Consider the following 17,547-nt stretch of genomic DNA (forward strand, 5'->3'; position numbering starts at 1 on the left):
GAAATGAAAAGTCGTACAGGGTTGTTGCTGATCTGTCTGGGTTTGGCTGCCTGTCAGGGCAGCAACCCGTATGTGGCGTCCTCCAACCCCATTCCACCGGCGCCCCCGCAGGCGGCCAACACCTTCGACCGCAGCGCCTACCCGGCGCCGCCCCGCGACTATGGGCGCTATCGCAGCTGGGCCTGGCTCAACGGGCAAATGCCGCCGGGCACCGCGTGGGCGGATTCGGCGCAGGTTGCCGAAGCGGTCAGCAGTGCGCTCGATCAACGCGGTTTACGTCCGCTGCATGACAATCGTCCGGCCGACCTGTTCGTCAGCGCCGATCTGCGGATGGAAACCCGTTTGCGCCAGGTCCGCGATGACTACTACGACGGTGGCTACTACGGTGGTTATGGCGGTTACAACCGCTATGGCAGTGGCTACGGTGGCTACGCACAGTGCCGATCATCCGCACCTATCAGGAACAGGTCGTGGTGGTGCGTGTCGACCTGTTCGACGCGCAAAGCGGTCAACCGGTGTGGAGTTCCAGCGCCGAAACCAGCAACCGGGGCACGCAGAGCCAGCAAGTGGATGCCATACGGGAGGCTGTGGAAAAGGCAATGTCGGCGTATCCTCCCAGTTAGCTTCTGTAGATAAGAAGCATTTCGCAGGTTCATGTCTTCAATCGGAGAATCATCATGTTCCGCCGTTTCGCTTTACTGGCAGTGGTCGCGCTGCTCAGTGCCTGCGCCGCTAACCAGGTCAATCATGACTTCGATGCCAGCCGCGACTTTGCCGCTTATCGCAGCTGGAGCTGGAAAGAACCGGTCCTGCAATACCGCCCGGATGACCCACGCATCAAGAGCGACCTGACCGAGCAACGCATCCGCCAGTCAGTGGCCGATCAACTCGATCAGCGCGGCCTGCGCCCGGCCGCCGCCGGTGCCAAGGGTGACTTGAGTGTACAGACTTACCTGATTGTCGAAGAGCGCCAGCAACAAGTGACCACCAACTATGGCGGCGGTTGGGGCAACCCGTGGAACGGCTACTGGGGCGCGCCGATGTACAACGAAACCCGTCTGGTTAATTACAAGGTAGCGACCATCCAGATCGACCTGCTCGACGGCAAGGACGGCAAACTGGTGTGGCGCGGCAGCGACGAGCAGATACTCAGCCGCACACCGAACCCTACCGATCGCAGTAATGCGATACGCGAAACGGTGACCCGGGTATTGGCGAACTATCCACCCAAGTAATCATCTCGTTACCCTGTGGGAGCCAGCCTGTTGGCGATGACGGAGTGTCAGTCGACACAGATGCTGACTGATACACCGCTATCGCCAGCAGGCTGGCTCCCACAGGGTTTTTTATTGTCTTGGCTGGCGAGTTGCCAGCAGTTTCGCCATCCCTTGTCTACACTGCTCTAACCAATGGAGGTAGCGCTCGGCAGTGCGCCGGCAAAGGAGTGCGCGATGTCGCCTCGCATGCAGTTTCGCGGCCCGGCCCGGCAACGGGGGGCGATCGGTTTGATGGCGGCCGGCACCCTCGCGCTCGCGCTGGGGTTCACGCTGCTGGTGATCGATTCCGGCAGGCTTTATCTGGAGCAACGCAAGCTGCAACGGGTGGCGGATACCGCGGCACTCGAGGCCGTTACCCGCGATGGCAATTGCAAGTCCGGCCAGAGTGCAACCACCTACGCCACGCAAAGTGCGACGCGCAACGGGTTTACCGTCAACGCGGACAACACGCTGGTGGTCAATTGCGGCACTTTGCAGACCGGCGCAGGTAACCTTCGGGCGTTCGCTGCCGATGCGACAAAAACCGCTACCGTGCAAGTCACCGTCAGCCGTCCCGTCACGACCAGCGTGGCGGCGGGCATCGGTGCGTTGTTGTCCGGCGGACCGGTCAGCCTCACGACCCGGCTCAGTGCCACCGCTGTCGCCGCCGAGCCCAAGCAGACGCTGGCGCAATTGAGTATTCGCAGCACTTTGTTGGGAGTCGATAGCGCCCGATCAAACCTGTTGAACCCACTGTTCTCGACGCTGCTGGGGGGCAACGTCAACCTCACCGTCGGCGGCTGGGACGGGTTGGTCAAGACCGATATCAACCTGCTGAAATTCATGGATCAACTCGCCATCGAATTGGGCGTTACGGCCGGCAACTACACCGCGCTGTTGAACACGCAAGGCAGTGTCACCAAGTTCATCAAGGCTGCGGCTACGGTGGCGGGGCAGAGCGGCGCCACGGTGGAAGTCAAAACCGCGTTGGCCAACCTGCAACTGTCGGCCTCCGCCGCTTCGCCGATCAAGCTCGGTGATCTGCTGCAATTGCAAACCGGTGCGCAAGCGCAAGGGCTGGACGCCACGGTGCAGCTGTTCCAACTGATCCAGGGGTTTGTCCAACTGGCGAACAAGAACAGCGCGGTGAACGCCGTGTTGCCGGTGAATTTGTTGGGCCTGGCAGGCGTGACGACCCGCATAAAAGTCATTCAGCCGCCGCAGTTTTCGGCAGTGGGTGACCCGGCGCTGGCGAAAGTCGCGCCGCTGGGGGTGAACAGGATTTATGTGAGTACGGCGCAGATTCGTGTTTTGGTGGCGGTTGATTTGTCGCTGATCGATTCCGTTCTGCAACTGGTCAACTCGTTGCTGACGCCGGTAGTGGGAGCGGTCAATACGTTGCTGTGGCCTGGCTGCATCCTCGGCAATTGCACGCAGACCGATCTGAAAATATTGCCGAATGGCCTTAGCCTCGACGTCGGTATCGAAGCAGGCACTGGCAGTAGTTATGTGACCGATTACTCCTGTGCCACCCCGACCAGCAAGAGTCTCACTGCCACCACCAACATTGCGGCGGTACAGGTCAAAGTCGGTCAGATCAATGACGCGATCTGGCTTTCGTCCTCACTCGCTCCAAGCCTGTCGCCGTTGCCTCTTGTCGATATCGGCTCGAAAACCTGCCACTTGTTCAGCTGTGGCGCGCGAACCGCATTCGGCGGTGGCGGCAGCGAAATCATGATCGACAGCCCGATTGCCGGCAAAACCGAACCGAATTACACCTTCGTCAATCCCCATGAGATCAACGTGTCACCGATCCCGACGCATCCGGTCGCAGTGTCCGGAGTGGTGGGCAGTCTCAAAGGAACATTGGGCGGTGTCACCCTGATCAAGCACACGCCCACCATCGGCAGCCTGCTGGGATCGTTGCTCAGTTCGCTGTTGTCGGTTCTGTCAGACGTCGTTTCATTATTGATCACCGCCATCAGCGGCCTGCTCGCACCGCTGGTCGACCCAATCGTGGACAATCTGCTGATGAACCTCGGGGTCGACATCAACAAAGTCGACGTCGGTTTCAACCTGACCTGCGGTGAGAAAGGCAAAGCCTATCTGGTGATCTGATCCTGCGGCACAACCGGCAATTCAATGCAGAACCGTGCGCCCTCGGTCGAGTTCCTGACGCTGAGTTTGCCGCCCATGTTCTCGACAATGCCGTAACTCACCGACAGCCCCAAACCCGTGCCGACGCCCACCGGTTTGGTGGTGAAAAACGGTTCGAAAATCCGCTCCAGCAAACGGTGATCAATACCGCCGCCGTTGTCCTCGACCCACAGCTGCACCGACTGCTCATGGCGCTCGGCGTACACGGCGATCCACGGTTTGAATTCAGGATTGCCTTCACGCTTGCCGAGTAGTGCGTCCCGGGCGTTGACCATCAGATTGATCAGCACTTGTTCAAGCTGATCGACATGGCCGCGCACCAACACCTCAAAACCCGTCTCACTGATGCGCAAATCCACGCCTTTGCCGCGCATGCCTTCGGCCAGCAACGACAGCGTGCCTTCGATGGCCTGGGCCGGGTTGAACGGGTGCTCTTCGATTTCCGAGCGACGGCCGAACACGCGCATGTGATCGACCACGCGCGCGGCGCGCTGTACCTGCGCATCGATACGGTTGAGTTTGTCGGTCAGGTAATCAATCTGCGCATCGCCGTTGCTCAAGCGCTTGAGCACATTGACGATGGCCATGCGCATCACGTTCAGCGGCTGGTTGATTTCATGGGCCAGGCCCGTGGCCATTTCGCCGAGGGTGGCCATTTTCGCGCTTTGCGTGAGTTGCTGTTGCGAGCGCCGCACTTCGGTGTTGTCGCGGCCCACGGCTTGAATTTCCAGCAACTGGCCTTGCGGGTCGAACACGCCGCGATCCGACCAGACCCACCACGCATGTTCCCTACCGGGCAGTTGCAGGTTGATCTCGGCGGTACTCACCGGAAACTCGGGGCTCAACTGACTCAGGCGCTGGGTGAATGCCTCGCGCTGTTCCTGGGACATCCAGTTGCCCAGATTCACCCCCGGCAATTGTTCCGGCGTGCATTCCAGATACGTCGCCAGCGGCTTGTTGCCGAAGGTCAGGGTCAGGTCCGGGCGATAGCGGCAGATCATCGCTGGCGAGTCTTCCACCAGAATCCGGTAACGCTCCTCGCTCTGCTTGACCCGCTCGGTCGCAAGGGTCGCTTCGGTGACGTCCAGCCACAGGCCAACGGCCTCCACCGGCAGGCCAAGGTCATCGCGCAGCAGCTTGGCTTCATCGAGCAACCAGTGGTAATCGCCACGACTGTCGCGCAGCCGATAGCGGCTGCTCACCGAACCTTCGCGCAGCAGTTGGCGAGTGCGTTCGAAATAGCGGTCGCGGTCCTCGGGGTGAACCCGTTCGACCAACGCGGCGCCGGTGCATTCGGCGAGGGTCCAGCCGAGCAACGGCCCCAGGCTGTCGCTGAAGAAGGTCGGTTGCAATGCACCTTCGACATAGCGCTGCACGTAAATGACCGCGGGCGAACGGGCGATCAGATTGTCCAGCCGCGCATGGGCTGCGGCGGCGTTTTGTTCCTGGTTCTTGATGTCGCTGATGTCGAGCATGAAACCGACCAGACGCCGGTTTCTGCCGACGCCCAAGGCCTGGCCTTGCAAGCGATACCAGGCGGGCGTGGAGGCGTTATCGAGGGGACGCAGGCGCACGCACAGCAATAGCGGCGTGCTTTCATCCTGCAAGGTTTGCAGGCGACTGCGCAGCTCTTCGCGGTCGGCTGGGTGCACCTGATCAAGCCAGTCCTGCACGGGCAAACGCAGGGTCCCGAGGTTCAGCGTGCTGGCCAGTGAGGGCGCCAATAGCACCTCGGCGCTGTCGCTGAACACCTCCCACCAACCTGTGCCGAGCAGGGCTTGCAGCGACTCGAGGCGTTCCAGTTGCAGGTGATGCCGGTGTTCGCGCAAGCGTTCCAGCACGGGCGCGGCGAGCGCGGCAGCGAATTGCAGCCAGTCGATCATCCCGACGTCGGGCGCTCGTTGCTGCACCGACCAGCAACCACACAACAACCAGGCCGCCACCCCTTGGGCATCGTGATAGGGCACGACGAAACCCTCGGAATTGCCGAAGGTGCCTTGCAGGCGCGGGTGCTCCATCAGATTGAGGTGCTGGGGCGCGGAGCCGTTGAGGCTGTCGAGGCCGGTGCCCAGGCGCTGCCCGTTTTGCCAAAGCTGCGGCGCGTCGAAACCGACGTAGTGCTGGTGAATCTGCCAACCCTGTTCCTGCTCGTCGAGCAATGCCAAGGCGATGCACGGGATCTGGAAGCGCTGGGCGAGGCTTTGCAGTTGTTCGGTCAACACCTCGGGTAAACGCGTCAGGCTGCACACGCGCAAATGCTCGCCGATCTGCGCCGCCAGTAACTGACATTGCTCGCGCAGGCGCGATTGCCGGCGTTCGAGCAGCAGATCGCCGATGTCCAGCAACTGCAACAACCAGGCATCGGCCAACGGCTGGACCCAGCCGCGCAGATGCAGGGGCTGGCCACTGAGGCCGTAAAAGTCCAGGTCCAGTTGCTGGCCTTGCCAATCAGCCGGTGAACCCTCGACCACGAGACTGCAATGTGGCAACAGGAAGTCGAGCAGATGCGGCGCCTGCGCGGTGGGTACCTGTTGCGCCAGCAGATGCCGCAACGGCCCCGTCAAATGCAGCACCTGGCCTTCGGCATTCAGATGCATCTGCAAACCGACACTCAGCACGCTCAGCGGCTTCAGGGATTCCGCAGGCGGTGATGGATGACGGTTGAGCAGACGCCCGAAGAGTTTATCCCCGGCACTCAAAATTGCAGGCTCGAACTGGCGGTGAGCGTGGCGGGTAAATTCGGTACTTGTCCGATGCCCGGCAGGTGCAGAAATGGAATCACCGCGCTGAGTTTGTTGGTGGGGTAGTTGATGCTGACCTTCAGCACACCGGCGGTAAGCGTGGTGCTGGTGTCGGTGTCGACATTGAATTTCAGCCCGGAGGGAATCCACGCCAGCTGCCGCTTCAACTCATCCTTGACCACGGTTTTCAGCGCGGCTTCGTATCCGGGTGTGTTTGGGTCCAGCGCCACGCTGCGGCGCACGGCTTCAGCGGTGGACTGGTTGAAGGACTGCATCAACAACAGCGGCAGGCTGTACGTGACGATGGCATAGAACACGCCGAAAAAAATGACGAACACCAAGGCAAATTCAATCGCGGCGGCGCCTTTTTGCTTGCGGGGGAGGTTGGTTTTCATGAGTGCGTCTACCCTGACCATCACTGCGTAATGTCAGCATAGAATCATTCAGCCAAAAGGGATGTTTTTTACCGAATGCAAAGCTTTGTCCTACTGATCTGGCTGGCGCTGTGCGCCGCACAGGACGCCCGGGAGCGCCATATCGCCAATGCCCTGACGTTGGGCGGCGGGGCATTGGCCCTGGCCTGGTTGCTGTGGAGCGGCACCACCTGGCTGGGCGCAACCGCCGAACAAGGCGGCTGGGCGGCGCTGCTGGCACTGGCCTTCACCTTGCCCGGTTATGCGTTGCGAAGGCTGGGTGCGGGCGATGTGAAACTGATGACCGCGCTGGGCCTCGCGACCGACGGTCGGTATGTGCTGGGCGTGTTTATCGGCGCCGGATTGGCCAGCGTGTTTTGGTGGCTGCTAGCGCCAAGAGTCTGGCTGCTTATTGGTCAAGGGTTTAGAAGTCATGTCCGTTATCTGGAGCCTGGATTGTCAAAAAAACAACCCTTTGCACCGTTCTTGCTGGTGGGTTTTTTACTGACGTTGGCCTGGCTCCGCTAGTCGTTCGTTTTGTACAGAGTGGCCAAGAGCGACTACTTTCATACAAGAGTTGTACAGCCTTAAGCGGTGGATACAGGAACGGTCAGCCTTTGACCTTGCAGGGAGTTGCACGTGAACAAGCGTACCTCGGCAGTAAAAATCCTTGTGGTCGATGATCAGCCCTCGGTCGTTGAAGAACTCTGCGAATTTCTTGAGAGCAACGGTTACCGTTGTGTGCCTTGCGAGTCCGGCCATCAAGCCATCGAACGATTCAATGACGACACCGACATCGGTCTGGTGCTCTGTGATTTGCACATGCCTGGCCTGGACGGGATTCAACTGGTTCAGGAGCTTCAGCGGTTGTCCGGCAAACATCGCGCGTTTGAAGCGATCATGTTGACCGGGCAGGCGGACAAGCAGGATGTGATCAAGGCCCTGCGTGCCGGGATTGCCGATTACTACCAGAAGCCGATTGACCTGGAGGAGTTGCTTGAAGGTTTGCAGCGTCAGGAGGTGGCGTTGCATGAGCGGCAAAAGACGCTGCAATTGGGGCATTTGAATCAGAAGCTGCAATACCTGTCCGAGTCGATCGATGATTTGTACCAGGACCTGGACAAGGTTCGGCGTACGCCGTATTCGTCGGCTTCGACGGATGACGGTGATGTCAGCGATGTGGATCGGGTGGAGATGCCGGCGATTTTCAATCAGCTGTCACCGCGGCAATTGGATGTGGCGCGGTTGGTGGGCAAGGGGCAGACCAATTATCAGATTGCCTGTGAGTTGGGGATTACCGAGAACACGGTGAAGTTGTATGTGTCGCAGGTTTTGCGGTTGACGCATATGCATAATCGGACGCAGTTGGCGTTGGCTTTGTCGCCTAGTAGTTCGGGGATGCGGCAGAGGGTTACGGCGCACTGATTTTTCCTGGGTGTACGCCGATTAAAACTGTGGGAGCCAGCCTGCTGGCGATGGCGGCCTCCCGGTGTACATATCCATTTCTGCGGTAACGGCGGCTTATGGTTTCGCCCTTACGGCGACTCCCTTTGGCAAACGCCCCAAAGGAAGCAAAAGTCTCGCCCCTTACGTACGGCCCCTCGCTAAGGCTCGGGGTTCCTTCGCTCCGGCATTCATCCGGGGGCATCGCCTCCGGTCTGCTTCGCTACGACCTCCTCTCGATGTGTGCGGCTTCGCCGCACGGCGCTACGCGCCCACCCCCGGATAAACGCCTCCACTCAGCCTGCCGATGGGGCGGGTGGATCAAGATCAAAAGCGGCAGGCGAGCTAACGCTCGGCCTGTTGAGTGGTGAGAGGCAACTCGGTGGTGTGTGCTGATCTGCTTTTGCTTTTGCTTCTCTGTAGGAGCAAGGCTTGCCCGCGATGGCGGCCTGTCAGCCCACCAATTTCTTTCGAATGCACCCAATCCAATTGTAGGAGTGAGCCTGCTCGCGATGACGGAGTGTCAGGCGACATCGATGTTGAATCCACCGCCCTCATCGCGGGCAAGCCCGCTCCCACAATAATCGCGGTTGCTCGCAAATCTTGGGTACACCCACCAACCCTGTGGGAGCTGGCTTGCCAGCGATGGCGGCCTGTCAGCCGACCAGTTTCTTGCAACTGCACCCAATCCAACTGTAGGAGTGAGCCTGCTCGCGATGACGGAGTGTCAGGCGACATCGATGTTGAATCTACCGCCCTCATCGCGGGCAAGCCCGCTCCCACAATAATCTCGGTTGCTCGCAAATCCTGGGTACACCCACTAACCCTGTGGGAGCTGGCTTGCCAGCGATGGCGACCTGTCAGCCCACCAATTTCTTGCGAATGCACCCAATCAAACTGTGGGAGCCAGCCTGCTGGCGATGGCGGCGGAACAGCCGACGATGTTTAACGGTGAATAAAAACACCGGAACCTTCCCACACGTTTTTCAGGTTGTCCGTCGGACGTGCGATCTCTAGCCTTTGTCTGTCGCTGAAAACTCAGCGTCCGGGCGTCGCGGCTCGATTCTTGAGGCATAATCGCTCCACCTGACAACAGCACGATAGGTGTCTGTCGTTTTGTGTCATGGCGACTGTGCGTGGGATACCTTCGGGTATGCCGAAATGCCTCTGGGATCGGTCCGCGAACCCGCGTACAGCTGCCACCCCAAATTGCGTCGCGGCAATTTGGACGTGGCTCCATTTCATCCCAGAGGTGTAGCAATGATCAAACCAACCCCAAATCCCCCCGAAACCGACCCCGCTTCCCCCTACGAATCTACCCGCTCAAAAAAGCTCCACGAAGCCGCCGATCGTGCGCTGGATTACCATCTCAATCCCGACAAAGACTCGGCATCCCCGCGCCAGCCCAGCTCGATGTTCGTCATCGTTCCTGACATCAACACCGAAACCCTGTTGGCCCACGCGTGCGAATCGTTGGCGTCGGCGAGCATCATGGCCAGTGACCTCGCGGGGTTTCTGGACAGTCCGCATCGCAATGCGTTGCTGGGTATTGCGCAGATCATCATGCTCGGCGAGCTGGCAGTGAATCGGGCGCTGGATAACCTCGATCCGCAGGATTGATCACTGCTTCCCTGTGGCGAGGGAGCTTGCTCCCGCTGGGTTGCGCAGCGACCCCAAAACCGCAGTTTGCGGTGCATTTGGCAAACCGGGGCCTTTGATCGCGACTGCTACGCAGTCGAACGGGAGCAAGCTCCCTCGCCACGGTTTGTCAGGTGCAACGTTTCATTTATTCCCCCGCCCCACTATTCACTTTCCCCCCCTCGTACTGATCAAAAAACGCCGGTATCTCGTGCTGAAAGCTCTTCAGCCAGCGCTGCATCGCCAGTTCACGTTCGGTGGCGCTGGCGGTTTGTGGTTTGTCGGAGGCAAAGGTGTTGCGCGATTGCAGTTGCAGCCAGCCTTCGGTTTCCTGCTGTTGCGGTGAGGCCGGGCCGGCGTCGATGGCGTGGCTGGCGAAGGGCAGGGCCAGCAGGCCGAGGCAGCAGAGGGTGGTTGGTTTCATGTGGGGTCTCCCTACTGAAGTGCCGGGTTGGTGACGGCGGCGACTTGGGCGGCAATGGTGGCGCCGGGTTTGGCCGGGGCCTTGAGTTTCTCGGCGCGGGCCTGGGCTTCGGTGACTTGGGCCGGGCTCAGACCGAGGCGGCTGACCAGTTCGGCGGCGCGGCTCCAGTCGTCCTGGTAGATCAATAAAGTCACCAGATTCACCGCAGCCAGTTGATCGCTTTGCTTGAGTTCGATGGCGGTGAGGAATTCGAATTTGGCGTCTTCGACCCGCAATTGATTGAGGTACACCACGCCCAGGTCGTTGCGGATTTTTTCATCGGTGGGCGCCAGTCGTGCGGCCCGTTGCAGGTGGGCTTGTGCCTGACCGTGATCGCCCGAGGCGGCGGCGAGTTGGCCCAGGCCGTGTTCGGCTTCGGCGGCCATGCAGCCACCGAGCAGGCTGCGGTACAACGGTTCGGCTTCGCTGCGACCCAGCAGACGATAGACCTTGGCCTTGCGCAGGCGTACGTCGGCGAGGTTGTCCGGCAGGCTTTGCAGGTTGGCCAGGCTGGCGTGGAGTTTGCCGTCCTTGGCCATGTCGTCGGCGAGGTTCAGCGACAGCTGTTGTTCGGAACTCAATTTGCCGCAACTGGCGGAGTCGGTCAGGGCGCTCCAGGGTGTCTGGCCGTTGCTCGCGCAACCGCCCAGCATCAGCAGACTCAAACCGGCAATCAGTGCTTTCATCAGGTTCCCTCTAGGAAGCAAAGGCCCGGGCCAGGGCGGTGAAGCCCGGGCCGGCCAGTACGATCAACAACGCCGGGAAGAGAAACAACATCATCACGACGGACATTTTTGCGGACATCTTGGAGATGTATTCCTGCAGGCGCGTCAGGCGCCGGTCATCGAGCAACAGTTTGAGCGCCAGCAGGGATTTCATCGCACCGCCGCCCTGATGGATCAGCTGTTGCAGGATCACGCAGGTGTCGGTGAATTCATCCACCGCCAGCAGGCGAGTGGCTTTGTGCAGTTCTTCGCCCAGTTCCAGGCCGGAGTCGACCCGGGCCAGCACCAGGCGCAGTTCATGGGTCAGGATCGGCAGCAGTTGTTTGCCGTCGTTGCTCAAAACGCGCAGCGATTGCTCCACCGCCATGCCTGATTCAAACAGGATGCGCAGCAGCGGAATGAAGGTGGAGATTTCGATCGCCAGTTTTTTCTGCCGATGGTGCGCGGCCGCCGCCAACAGACGTTTGGGCAACAGATAACCGATGCCGAGAGCGAATGCCGGGGCGATCCACTGATTGACCACGTTGGGGAAAAACAGACCCTGGATCAGCAGGCACAAGATCAGCGCCAGCACCGGTGCGCCCACCTGGAACGCCGCGAACATGGCGCGCTTGCGTGCTGTGCGCCAGCCGAGGGCGTTGAGCAGCGTTTGGGTTTCGTTGTCGAGCTTGACCGATTGCTGGCCGACCCGGCTGGCGCCCAGCGCATGCAGCCACTGGCTGAAACGATTGTCGCTCGGGGTTTTGCCATCCAGGCGCTGCACCACCTGACGGGCACGTCGGCGCAGCTCCAGCACGACACTCAACAGCAGCAACGAGGCCGTTATGAACAGCAACGAGCTCAGCAACATGGACAGGTTCATAGGCTGCGCAACATGCGCCACAGCGCCAGACATCCGAACACCTGCAAGCCGATCGCGCTCACCAGCATCATCTGTCCGGAGCCGTCGTTCCACATGCCCATCAGGTAGTTCGGATTGGAAATCAGAAAGTAGCCGGCGGCGGTGATCGGCAGCAGCGCCAGGACCACCGCCGTGACCCGGGTTTCGCCGGTCATGGCGCTCAGCTGGCGAGCGGCTTGTTCACGTTCGCGAATCATCTTGATCAGGTTTTCCAGCAGCTCGCTGGCGTTGCCGCCGTAGCGGTGGTTGACCTTCAGGCCGAGGGCGAACAGGCGCAGTTCATCTTTGTCGTACAGTTCGGCGAAGTCCGAGGCGGCATCCGGCAGACTTACGCCCAACTGCACGTTGCGCTGCACTCGACCTAGCGCGTGCTTGAGTGGATTTTCGGCGGCGTCGATCGCACCGAGCACGGCATCGGCCAGGGTGCGTCCGGACTTCAGGCTGCGCACAGTGTGATCGAGCAGCGGTGGCAATTGTTCGATCATGCGCTTGAGCCGGCGCTGGTATCGCCACTGCACATACAGCCGCAAAACCACCGGAGGCAGCAGCAACAGCACGAGCAACCCCAGCCAGCCGCCCGCCACCAAGCCGAGTAAGGCGACCAACCCCCAAAGTGTCAGCCATAACCCCAGCCGTTCCGTGGGTCGACCCAGACCCGCGCGCAAAAAGGCGCGCTCCAGTGCCACCCACGAGGTTTTCTGCACCACGCGTTCCGGTTGCCCTTGAGTCAGGCGTTCCAGTGCGCGTTCGGTGCCGGGTTGGCGCAACCCGCGAACGAGCAGGCGCACCGACAGACCGAGCAGTGCCAGGCAAACGAGAGTGAGCAGCAACGGTTTGAGCATGCCGTGCCCTTCAGTACGCGTTGGGGGAGAGCGTCGCCTCGCGACGCAGTTTGTCGCCGGCGGGGTTTGCCGCTTCGCGCATGAAGCCGAAACCTGTACGTCGGTCGAGGCGGAACAGGGTATTGGTGACGTACACGTCTTCACGGATGCCGATCACCTCGACCACTTCGCTGACGCAACGGCGACCATCGGGCATGCGCGTCAACTGGATCACCACGTCCAGCGCTGCGCAGATCATTTGCCGCAACGTCCGTTCGGCGATGCTGCGCCCCGTCAGGCCGACCAGGGTTTCCAGGCGCAGTAATGCGTCCTGTGCGTTGTTGGCGTGCACGGTGCTCATGGAACCGTCATGGCCGGTGTTCATCGCGGTGAGTACATCGACCACTTCCACGCCGCGGATCTCGCCGAGGATGATCCGGTCCGGACGCATCCGCAGGGCGTTGCGAATCAGGTCGCTGGCCTTCACTTCACCATGGCCTTCGGCATTCGGCGGACGGGTTTCCAGGCGCACCACATGCGGGTGGCCAAGTTGCAATTCGGCGACGTCTTCGATGGTCACCAAGCGTTCGTGGGGGTTGATCAACTGGCTGAGAATGTTCAGCAGCGTGGTCTTGCCGGTGCCGGTGCCGCCGCTGATGAGGATGTTGCAGCGCTTGCCCACGGCTTCTTGGAGGAATTCGTAGATCGCCTGATCGATGGTTTGCATGGCCATCAGGTCGGTGCTGTTGAGCATGTCCTGGCGGAATTTTCGAATCGACAGGCACGGGCCGTCGAGGGCAATCGGCGGAATGATCGCGTTGACCCGGCTGCCGTCCGGCAGGCGCGCATCGACCATCGGCGAAGACTCATCAAGCCGCCGACCCAGCGGCGCCAGAATGCGCTGGATGACGCGCTCGACGTGGTGTGCATCGATGAAGCGCAAATCGCTCTGATGCAATACACCGTCGCGCTCGATGAACACCCGGTGCGGGCCGTTGACCAGAATCTCGGTCACCGACGAGTCGCGCAGCAGCACTTCCAGCGGGCCGAAACCGGTGAGCTCGTCGACGATTTCTTCGGCCAGTCGCTCCATCTCGTAACGGGAAATCGCCAGGTGCAAACGCGCGATGTACTCGGCGACTTTGTCGATGACGAACTGCGACAGCACTTGCCGCGAACCTTCCAGCAGGTTTTTGCCGGACTCTTCGATGGCATCGATGATGTAGCGGTGCAGCACCAGTTTCAGGCCATCGTGATCGGTGTTGCCGGTCACCGCGCGCGGGCTGGCGCCGAACAGTTTTTCTGCACTCATTGCACACCTCGCAAGCGACTGAACCAGGACTTGGGTTTGGCCAGGCTTTCGGAGCGTTTGGCCAGGCGTTCACCGAGGGCGCGCAGGCTTTGGGTGAGGACTTCCCGGGGCGCCAGTTCGAACAGGGTCACGCCCTGATTCTTGGCGTTCAGGCGCACCTCCGGGCTGTAGGCGAGGGTGGCGATGATTTCCATGCCGAAGCTTTTGCCCAGGGCATCGGAGTCCGGTGCGACGCTGCGCAGGTAGCGATCGATCAACAGTTTGGCGTGATCGAGCTTCATGCCTTTTTCGCGCCACAGGTTGAGCACCGCGAGATTGCGCCGGCAGTCGATCACGTTCTGGTCGGTGTACCACAGCAGCTTGTCGCAGTGGCTGACGAAGGTGCGCAAGGCTTCGCTGTCCGGTTGGCCAGTGAGGTTCACCACGATGTGCTGGAAATGTTGGCGCAAGGCGCTGAGCAGCATGTACAGCTCGGCGGCGCTGGTGTGTTCCAGCGGCTCGTCGTTGCTGGCGTAGGCGAGGATGCGCAGCCCTACTTCGCAACGGGTGAAGGCGCTGTCGATCAGCGTCGCGTCGAGGCGGCGCACATGGCGCAAGGCATCGCCGAAATGAAACGAACTCTCAAGTCCCAGCAAGGCCAGGCTGTCGCCGCGTGGCAATCCGAGATCGAGCAGCAGGGTTTGCTGGCCGCTCTTCTGCACCACTTGCGCCATGTGGTTGGCGAGCAACGCGCCATCGGCATTGCTCTGCACCCCGTACAACACGGTCAGGCCGCCAAGCTGAGTGTTCGACGCTACGGGCGGCAGGCGTTTGCCCAAGCGACGCACCAGGCCGGCGACCTCGCTGGAGCGCGAGCCATAGGCGACGAAATCCCGCGCCCCGGCACGCATGGCATTGAGCACGAGTTGGTTGTCCATGCCGTCGCCCAACGCGACGATGGCCAGCATCGGCTTGGCTTCCAGCGCACCTTCGATCAACGCGCATTGGGCGACCACATGTTCCCGATCAAGGCCGACAAACACCAGGCTGGCGAAGGTCACGTCCACCAGCGCCAGCAGTTCGTCGAGGCTGCCACCACCGGCGCTGACCACTTGGCCCAGCGGGGCGAGGGCGCCTTGCAGCCACTCCAGATCGGTGCTGTTGCGCGTGATCGCAAGAAAGGTCTGACTCAGGTTCTGGCTCATTGCGATAGCCCGCTGCGTTTATCGAAGTCGCCGTTTTCGAGGAAGTACAGGCGATACCAGTTCGGGTCGTAATTGCGCAGTTTTTCACCGGGCAGCGACGGCAGCGGTGCGTTGACGGCCAACGGCTGCACCAGGTGCGGCGTGACGATCATCAGCAGTTCGCGTTCTTCGCGATTGATCGAGGAGCTGCGAAAGAACGCGCCGAGGATCGGGATATCGCCCAGCCCCGGAAACTTGTTCACCTGCGAAGTGTTTTGCGTGCTGATCAAACCGCTGATGACGAAACTCTCGCCGTCGGCCAGGGAAATGCTGGTGTCGGTGCGGCGGATGGTGAAGGCCGGCACCGTGGTGCCGCCGATGGTCACGGCATTGTTGTAATCCAGTTCGCTGACTTCGGGGGCGACCTTGAGGGCGATCTGGTTATTGCTGACCACCGTCGGCGTGAGCGTCAGGCGGATGCCGAATTCCTTGTATTCGATGGAGTAGCTGTTGCTGTTGGCGCTGGGAATCGGGATCGGAATTTCACCGCCCGCGAGGAAGCTTGCGCTTTGCCCGCTGATCGCCACCAGGCTCGGCCGCGCGAGGGTGTAGGCAAAACCGCTGCCTTCCATGGCGTTGATGATGGCGAGGAAGTTACCGCCACCGGCGACGATGTTGAACATGTCGTTGGCCAACGGAATGCTCGGCACGGCGATGCGCGGATCGAGGTCGCGCAGCGGGAATACCCGAGGCGTCACCGCTGTACCGGGAACGGTGCCGGGGGAGCCGAACAGAAAGTTCGAGTTTTTGCCGTAGATTGAAGTGCTGGCCTCTTTCAGTTTGGTGCGGCTGACTTCGACGAAGCGGATGTCGGTCTGCACCTGCGATGGCAGCAAGGGATCAGCGGACGGTAGTTGTCGCGCGGTGGTCATGGCCGTCGTCGCGCGACCCTGGACGAACACCATGCTTTGGCGCGGCGCGCTGGCGCAGGCGGTCCAGACCATCAGGCTGGTCGTGCCGGGGGCGACACCGGTGAGCAGGAATGCCTGATTGCCATTGACGCGCACGTCGGCGATTTTCGGGTCACCGACGGCGATGCGGGTAATCGCCACGGGCGATTGCAGTTCCTGTTGCTGACCTTCGCCAACTTCCAGTGCGGCCGGCAATGGGCCGAGCGTGGCGCAACTGCCGGTTGCTGCGATTGCCGACGCCAGCGGCAAGCCGCTCAGCAAGGTGGCCCAGATCAAGCCGTTGAACAACGGCGTAATACGTCTGCGCATTAAAAGGCGTCCTTGCTCGATTTCAGGGGGTCTGTTGAGTGATTTCATTGCCGCGGATGACTTCCACGCCCGACCTGCGCGGCGTGGCGGCACCACTGACGACGACAGGTTTGGGTGGCGGTGACATGGCCAGTTGGTTGAACTGGATCAACTCGCGATTGGCGTTGGCGATGTTGGACGGCGAATCGCCTTGGCCGGCCCAGTAACGGGCCAGGCGTTTTTCATCGGCGCTGCGCACGGCCAGGCGCAACACCCCGGCCTGCGCCGCGAGCATCAAGCGGCTCAGCAATTGTTCGGGCACGGCGAGCAGCACGGTGCGGGCGCCGGCGCGCTGTTGTTCCTGTCTGAGTTTGTCATCGTTGCTGCGGGCCGGGCTGGCGGGTTGGCCGTCGTTGGTCAAACCCATTTGCTCGCCCACGCCCAGCACACGCAAGGCCGGGACCACCAGTTGCGCCGAGGGCTGAAGGTTGTTGGTATCCCCGCGCAAAAACAACAGCACATCGACATAGTCCCCCGGCGTCAGTTGGCCGCCGGCGTTGATCACTTCATCCACGGCGACGGCGAGGGCGCGTTCATCGGGGCGAATCATCCGCGCCAGCGTGCTGCCGGCTTCGAAGCTTTCGTCGCTGAGCCAAGTACCGGCGCGGAGGGTGCGCCACGGTGTGCGGCCAATAGCTTGATCGAGGTGGGTCAGGCTGCCGGCGGGAACGGTGCGCAGTTTTTCCAGGGCGACGTCGGCGGAGGTGATTTGCACGAACGGAGCGATGTCACGTTGCAGTACCACCACCGGTTGGCGGGTGTCTTCTTCTTGCTGCACAGGTGCCTGAGCGGTAGTTCCCGGTGTGATAATCGCGGGTTGCGTAACGGTGGCAGCGGCCGGTTGACGGCTTAGCGTGAAACCCCAGTAACCGGCAATGACAGCGCCCACCAGAGACAATCCGGCAAGGCTCAAGATGACACGGCTGTTCATGACGGCTCTCCCTTTCCTGCTGCTTAACCACCTCGTCTATCCAACGAGAAAACTTCGCAATCAGGCAGCTATGAACATAAAACTATTTCGCTATTTGACCGTAGCGCAGCTAGAGCAAAACGCCATTACCGAAGAGTAAAAATCCAGTGAAAGTAGAACATTACGATGAAATGTCATGTTTTTTGACGTCAACGAAACGACTAATACTTTCGTGTTAATGCGTATTTACAGTTGTTGGGTAGGGGAATGCCGACAATGCTGGTG

Annotated in this window: 15 protein-coding genes and 1 pseudogene; 6 read left to right on the plus strand and 10 right to left on the minus strand. The window is 60.8% G+C overall.

Annotated features, from left to right (window positions below):
• The first annotated feature begins 3 nt into the window (after positions 1-3).
• From V6Z53_RS05550 to V6Z53_RS05560, 3 genes and pseudogenes are all read left to right on the plus strand, one after another.
• A pseudogene (locus V6Z53_RS05550) lies at positions 4-623 on the plus strand (DUF4136 domain-containing protein).
• 54 nt (positions 624-677) lie between these two features.
• A complete protein-coding gene (locus V6Z53_RS05555) occupies positions 678-1,235 on the plus strand; it encodes a DUF4136 domain-containing protein (protein ID WP_338584524.1) in 558 nt (185 codons plus the stop codon).
• A 216-nt stretch (positions 1,236-1,451) separates the two neighbouring features.
• The gene (locus V6Z53_RS05560; protein WP_338584525.1) at positions 1,452-3,374 is read left to right on the plus strand and encodes a pilus assembly protein TadG-related protein; all 1,923 of its coding nucleotides are present in this window, start codon (positions 1,452-1,454) and stop codon (positions 3,372-3,374) included.
• On the opposite strand, the gene V6Z53_RS05565 is transcribed toward V6Z53_RS05560, so the two are convergent.
• Both V6Z53_RS05565 and V6Z53_RS05570 read right to left on the minus strand, forming a co-directional pair.
• On the minus strand, positions 3,359-6,112 hold the full coding sequence (locus tag V6Z53_RS05565; RefSeq protein WP_338584526.1) for an ATP-binding protein: 2,754 nt from the start codon (positions 6,110-6,112) through the stop codon (positions 3,359-3,361). The genes V6Z53_RS05560 and V6Z53_RS05565 overlap by 16 nt on opposite strands.
• The gene (locus V6Z53_RS05570) at positions 6,109-6,549 is read right to left on the minus strand and encodes a TadE/TadG family type IV pilus assembly protein (RefSeq protein ID WP_338584527.1); all 441 of its coding nucleotides are present in this window, start codon (positions 6,547-6,549) and stop codon (positions 6,109-6,111) included. Before V6Z53_RS05570 ends, V6Z53_RS05565 begins: the two co-directional genes overlap by 4 nt.
• A gap of 75 nt (positions 6,550-6,624) precedes the next feature.
• Here V6Z53_RS05570 and V6Z53_RS05575 point away from each other — a divergent pair, with 75 nt between their 5' ends.
• The 3 genes from V6Z53_RS05575 to V6Z53_RS05585 all read left to right on the plus strand — a co-directional run bounded on the left by V6Z53_RS05575 (position 6,625) and on the right by V6Z53_RS05585 (position 9,630).
• Entirely contained in the window at positions 6,625-7,095 is a 471-nt protein-coding gene (locus V6Z53_RS05575; protein WP_338584528.1) for a prepilin peptidase, read from the plus strand.
• A gap of 111 nt (positions 7,096-7,206) precedes the next feature.
• Complete coding sequence (locus tag V6Z53_RS05580; protein WP_338584529.1) at positions 7,207-7,992, plus strand: response regulator transcription factor; 786 nt, start codon at positions 7,207-7,209, stop codon at positions 7,990-7,992.
• Between the two features lie 1,278 nt (positions 7,993-9,270).
• Positions 9,271-9,630, plus strand: coding sequence for a DUF6124 family protein (locus V6Z53_RS05585; RefSeq protein WP_338584530.1), 360 nt, complete (start codon positions 9,271-9,273; stop codon positions 9,628-9,630).
• Positions 9,631-9,796: 166 nt separating this feature from the next.
• Here V6Z53_RS05585 and V6Z53_RS05590 read toward each other — a convergent pair whose 3' ends face one another.
• From V6Z53_RS05590 to cpaB, 8 genes are read right to left on the minus strand one after another with little or no spacing between them, the layout of a single operon-like run.
• Positions 9,797-10,072: a DUF3613 domain-containing protein gene (locus V6Z53_RS05590; protein ID WP_338584531.1), complete on the minus strand. Its 276-nt coding sequence runs from the start codon at positions 10,070-10,072 to the stop codon at positions 9,797-9,799.
• An 11-nt stretch (positions 10,073-10,083) separates the two neighbouring features.
• Positions 10,084-10,797: a tetratricopeptide repeat protein gene (locus tag V6Z53_RS05595; protein WP_338584533.1), complete on the minus strand. Its 714-nt coding sequence runs from the start codon at positions 10,795-10,797 to the stop codon at positions 10,084-10,086.
• A 10-nt stretch (positions 10,798-10,807) separates the two neighbouring features.
• On the minus strand, positions 10,808-11,698 hold the full coding sequence (locus tag V6Z53_RS05600) for a type II secretion system F family protein (protein ID WP_338584534.1): 891 nt from the start codon (positions 11,696-11,698) through the stop codon (positions 10,808-10,810).
• Entirely contained in the window at positions 11,695-12,579 is an 885-nt protein-coding gene (locus tag V6Z53_RS05605) for a type II secretion system F family protein (protein WP_338584535.1), read from the minus strand. The genes V6Z53_RS05600 and V6Z53_RS05605 overlap by 4 nt, the downstream gene beginning before the upstream one ends.
• 10 nt (positions 12,580-12,589) lie before the next feature.
• Positions 12,590-13,870 (minus strand): CpaF family protein, encoded by a 1,281-nt coding sequence (locus tag V6Z53_RS05610; RefSeq protein ID WP_338584536.1) that lies wholly within the window; start codon positions 13,868-13,870, stop codon positions 12,590-12,592.
• Positions 13,867-15,054, minus strand: coding sequence for a pilus assembly protein (locus tag V6Z53_RS05615; RefSeq protein WP_338584537.1), 1,188 nt, complete (start codon positions 15,052-15,054; stop codon positions 13,867-13,869). Before V6Z53_RS05615 ends, V6Z53_RS05610 begins: the two co-directional genes overlap by 4 nt.
• The gene (locus V6Z53_RS05620; RefSeq protein ID WP_338584538.1) at positions 15,051-16,313 is read right to left on the minus strand and encodes a type II and III secretion system protein family protein; all 1,263 of its coding nucleotides are present in this window, start codon (positions 16,311-16,313) and stop codon (positions 15,051-15,053) included. The genes V6Z53_RS05615 and V6Z53_RS05620 overlap by 4 nt, the downstream gene beginning before the upstream one ends.
• Positions 16,314-16,335: 22 nt before the next feature.
• Positions 16,336-17,283: a Flp pilus assembly protein CpaB gene (gene cpaB / locus V6Z53_RS05625; RefSeq protein ID WP_338584539.1), complete on the minus strand. Its 948-nt coding sequence runs from the start codon at positions 17,281-17,283 to the stop codon at positions 16,336-16,338.
• Positions 17,284-17,547 lie beyond the last annotated feature (264 nt).

The sequence above is a fragment of the Pseudomonas sp. MAG733B genome, assembly GCF_036884845.1.
Lineage (GTDB): Bacteria > Pseudomonadota > Gammaproteobacteria > Pseudomonadales > Pseudomonadaceae > Aquipseudomonas.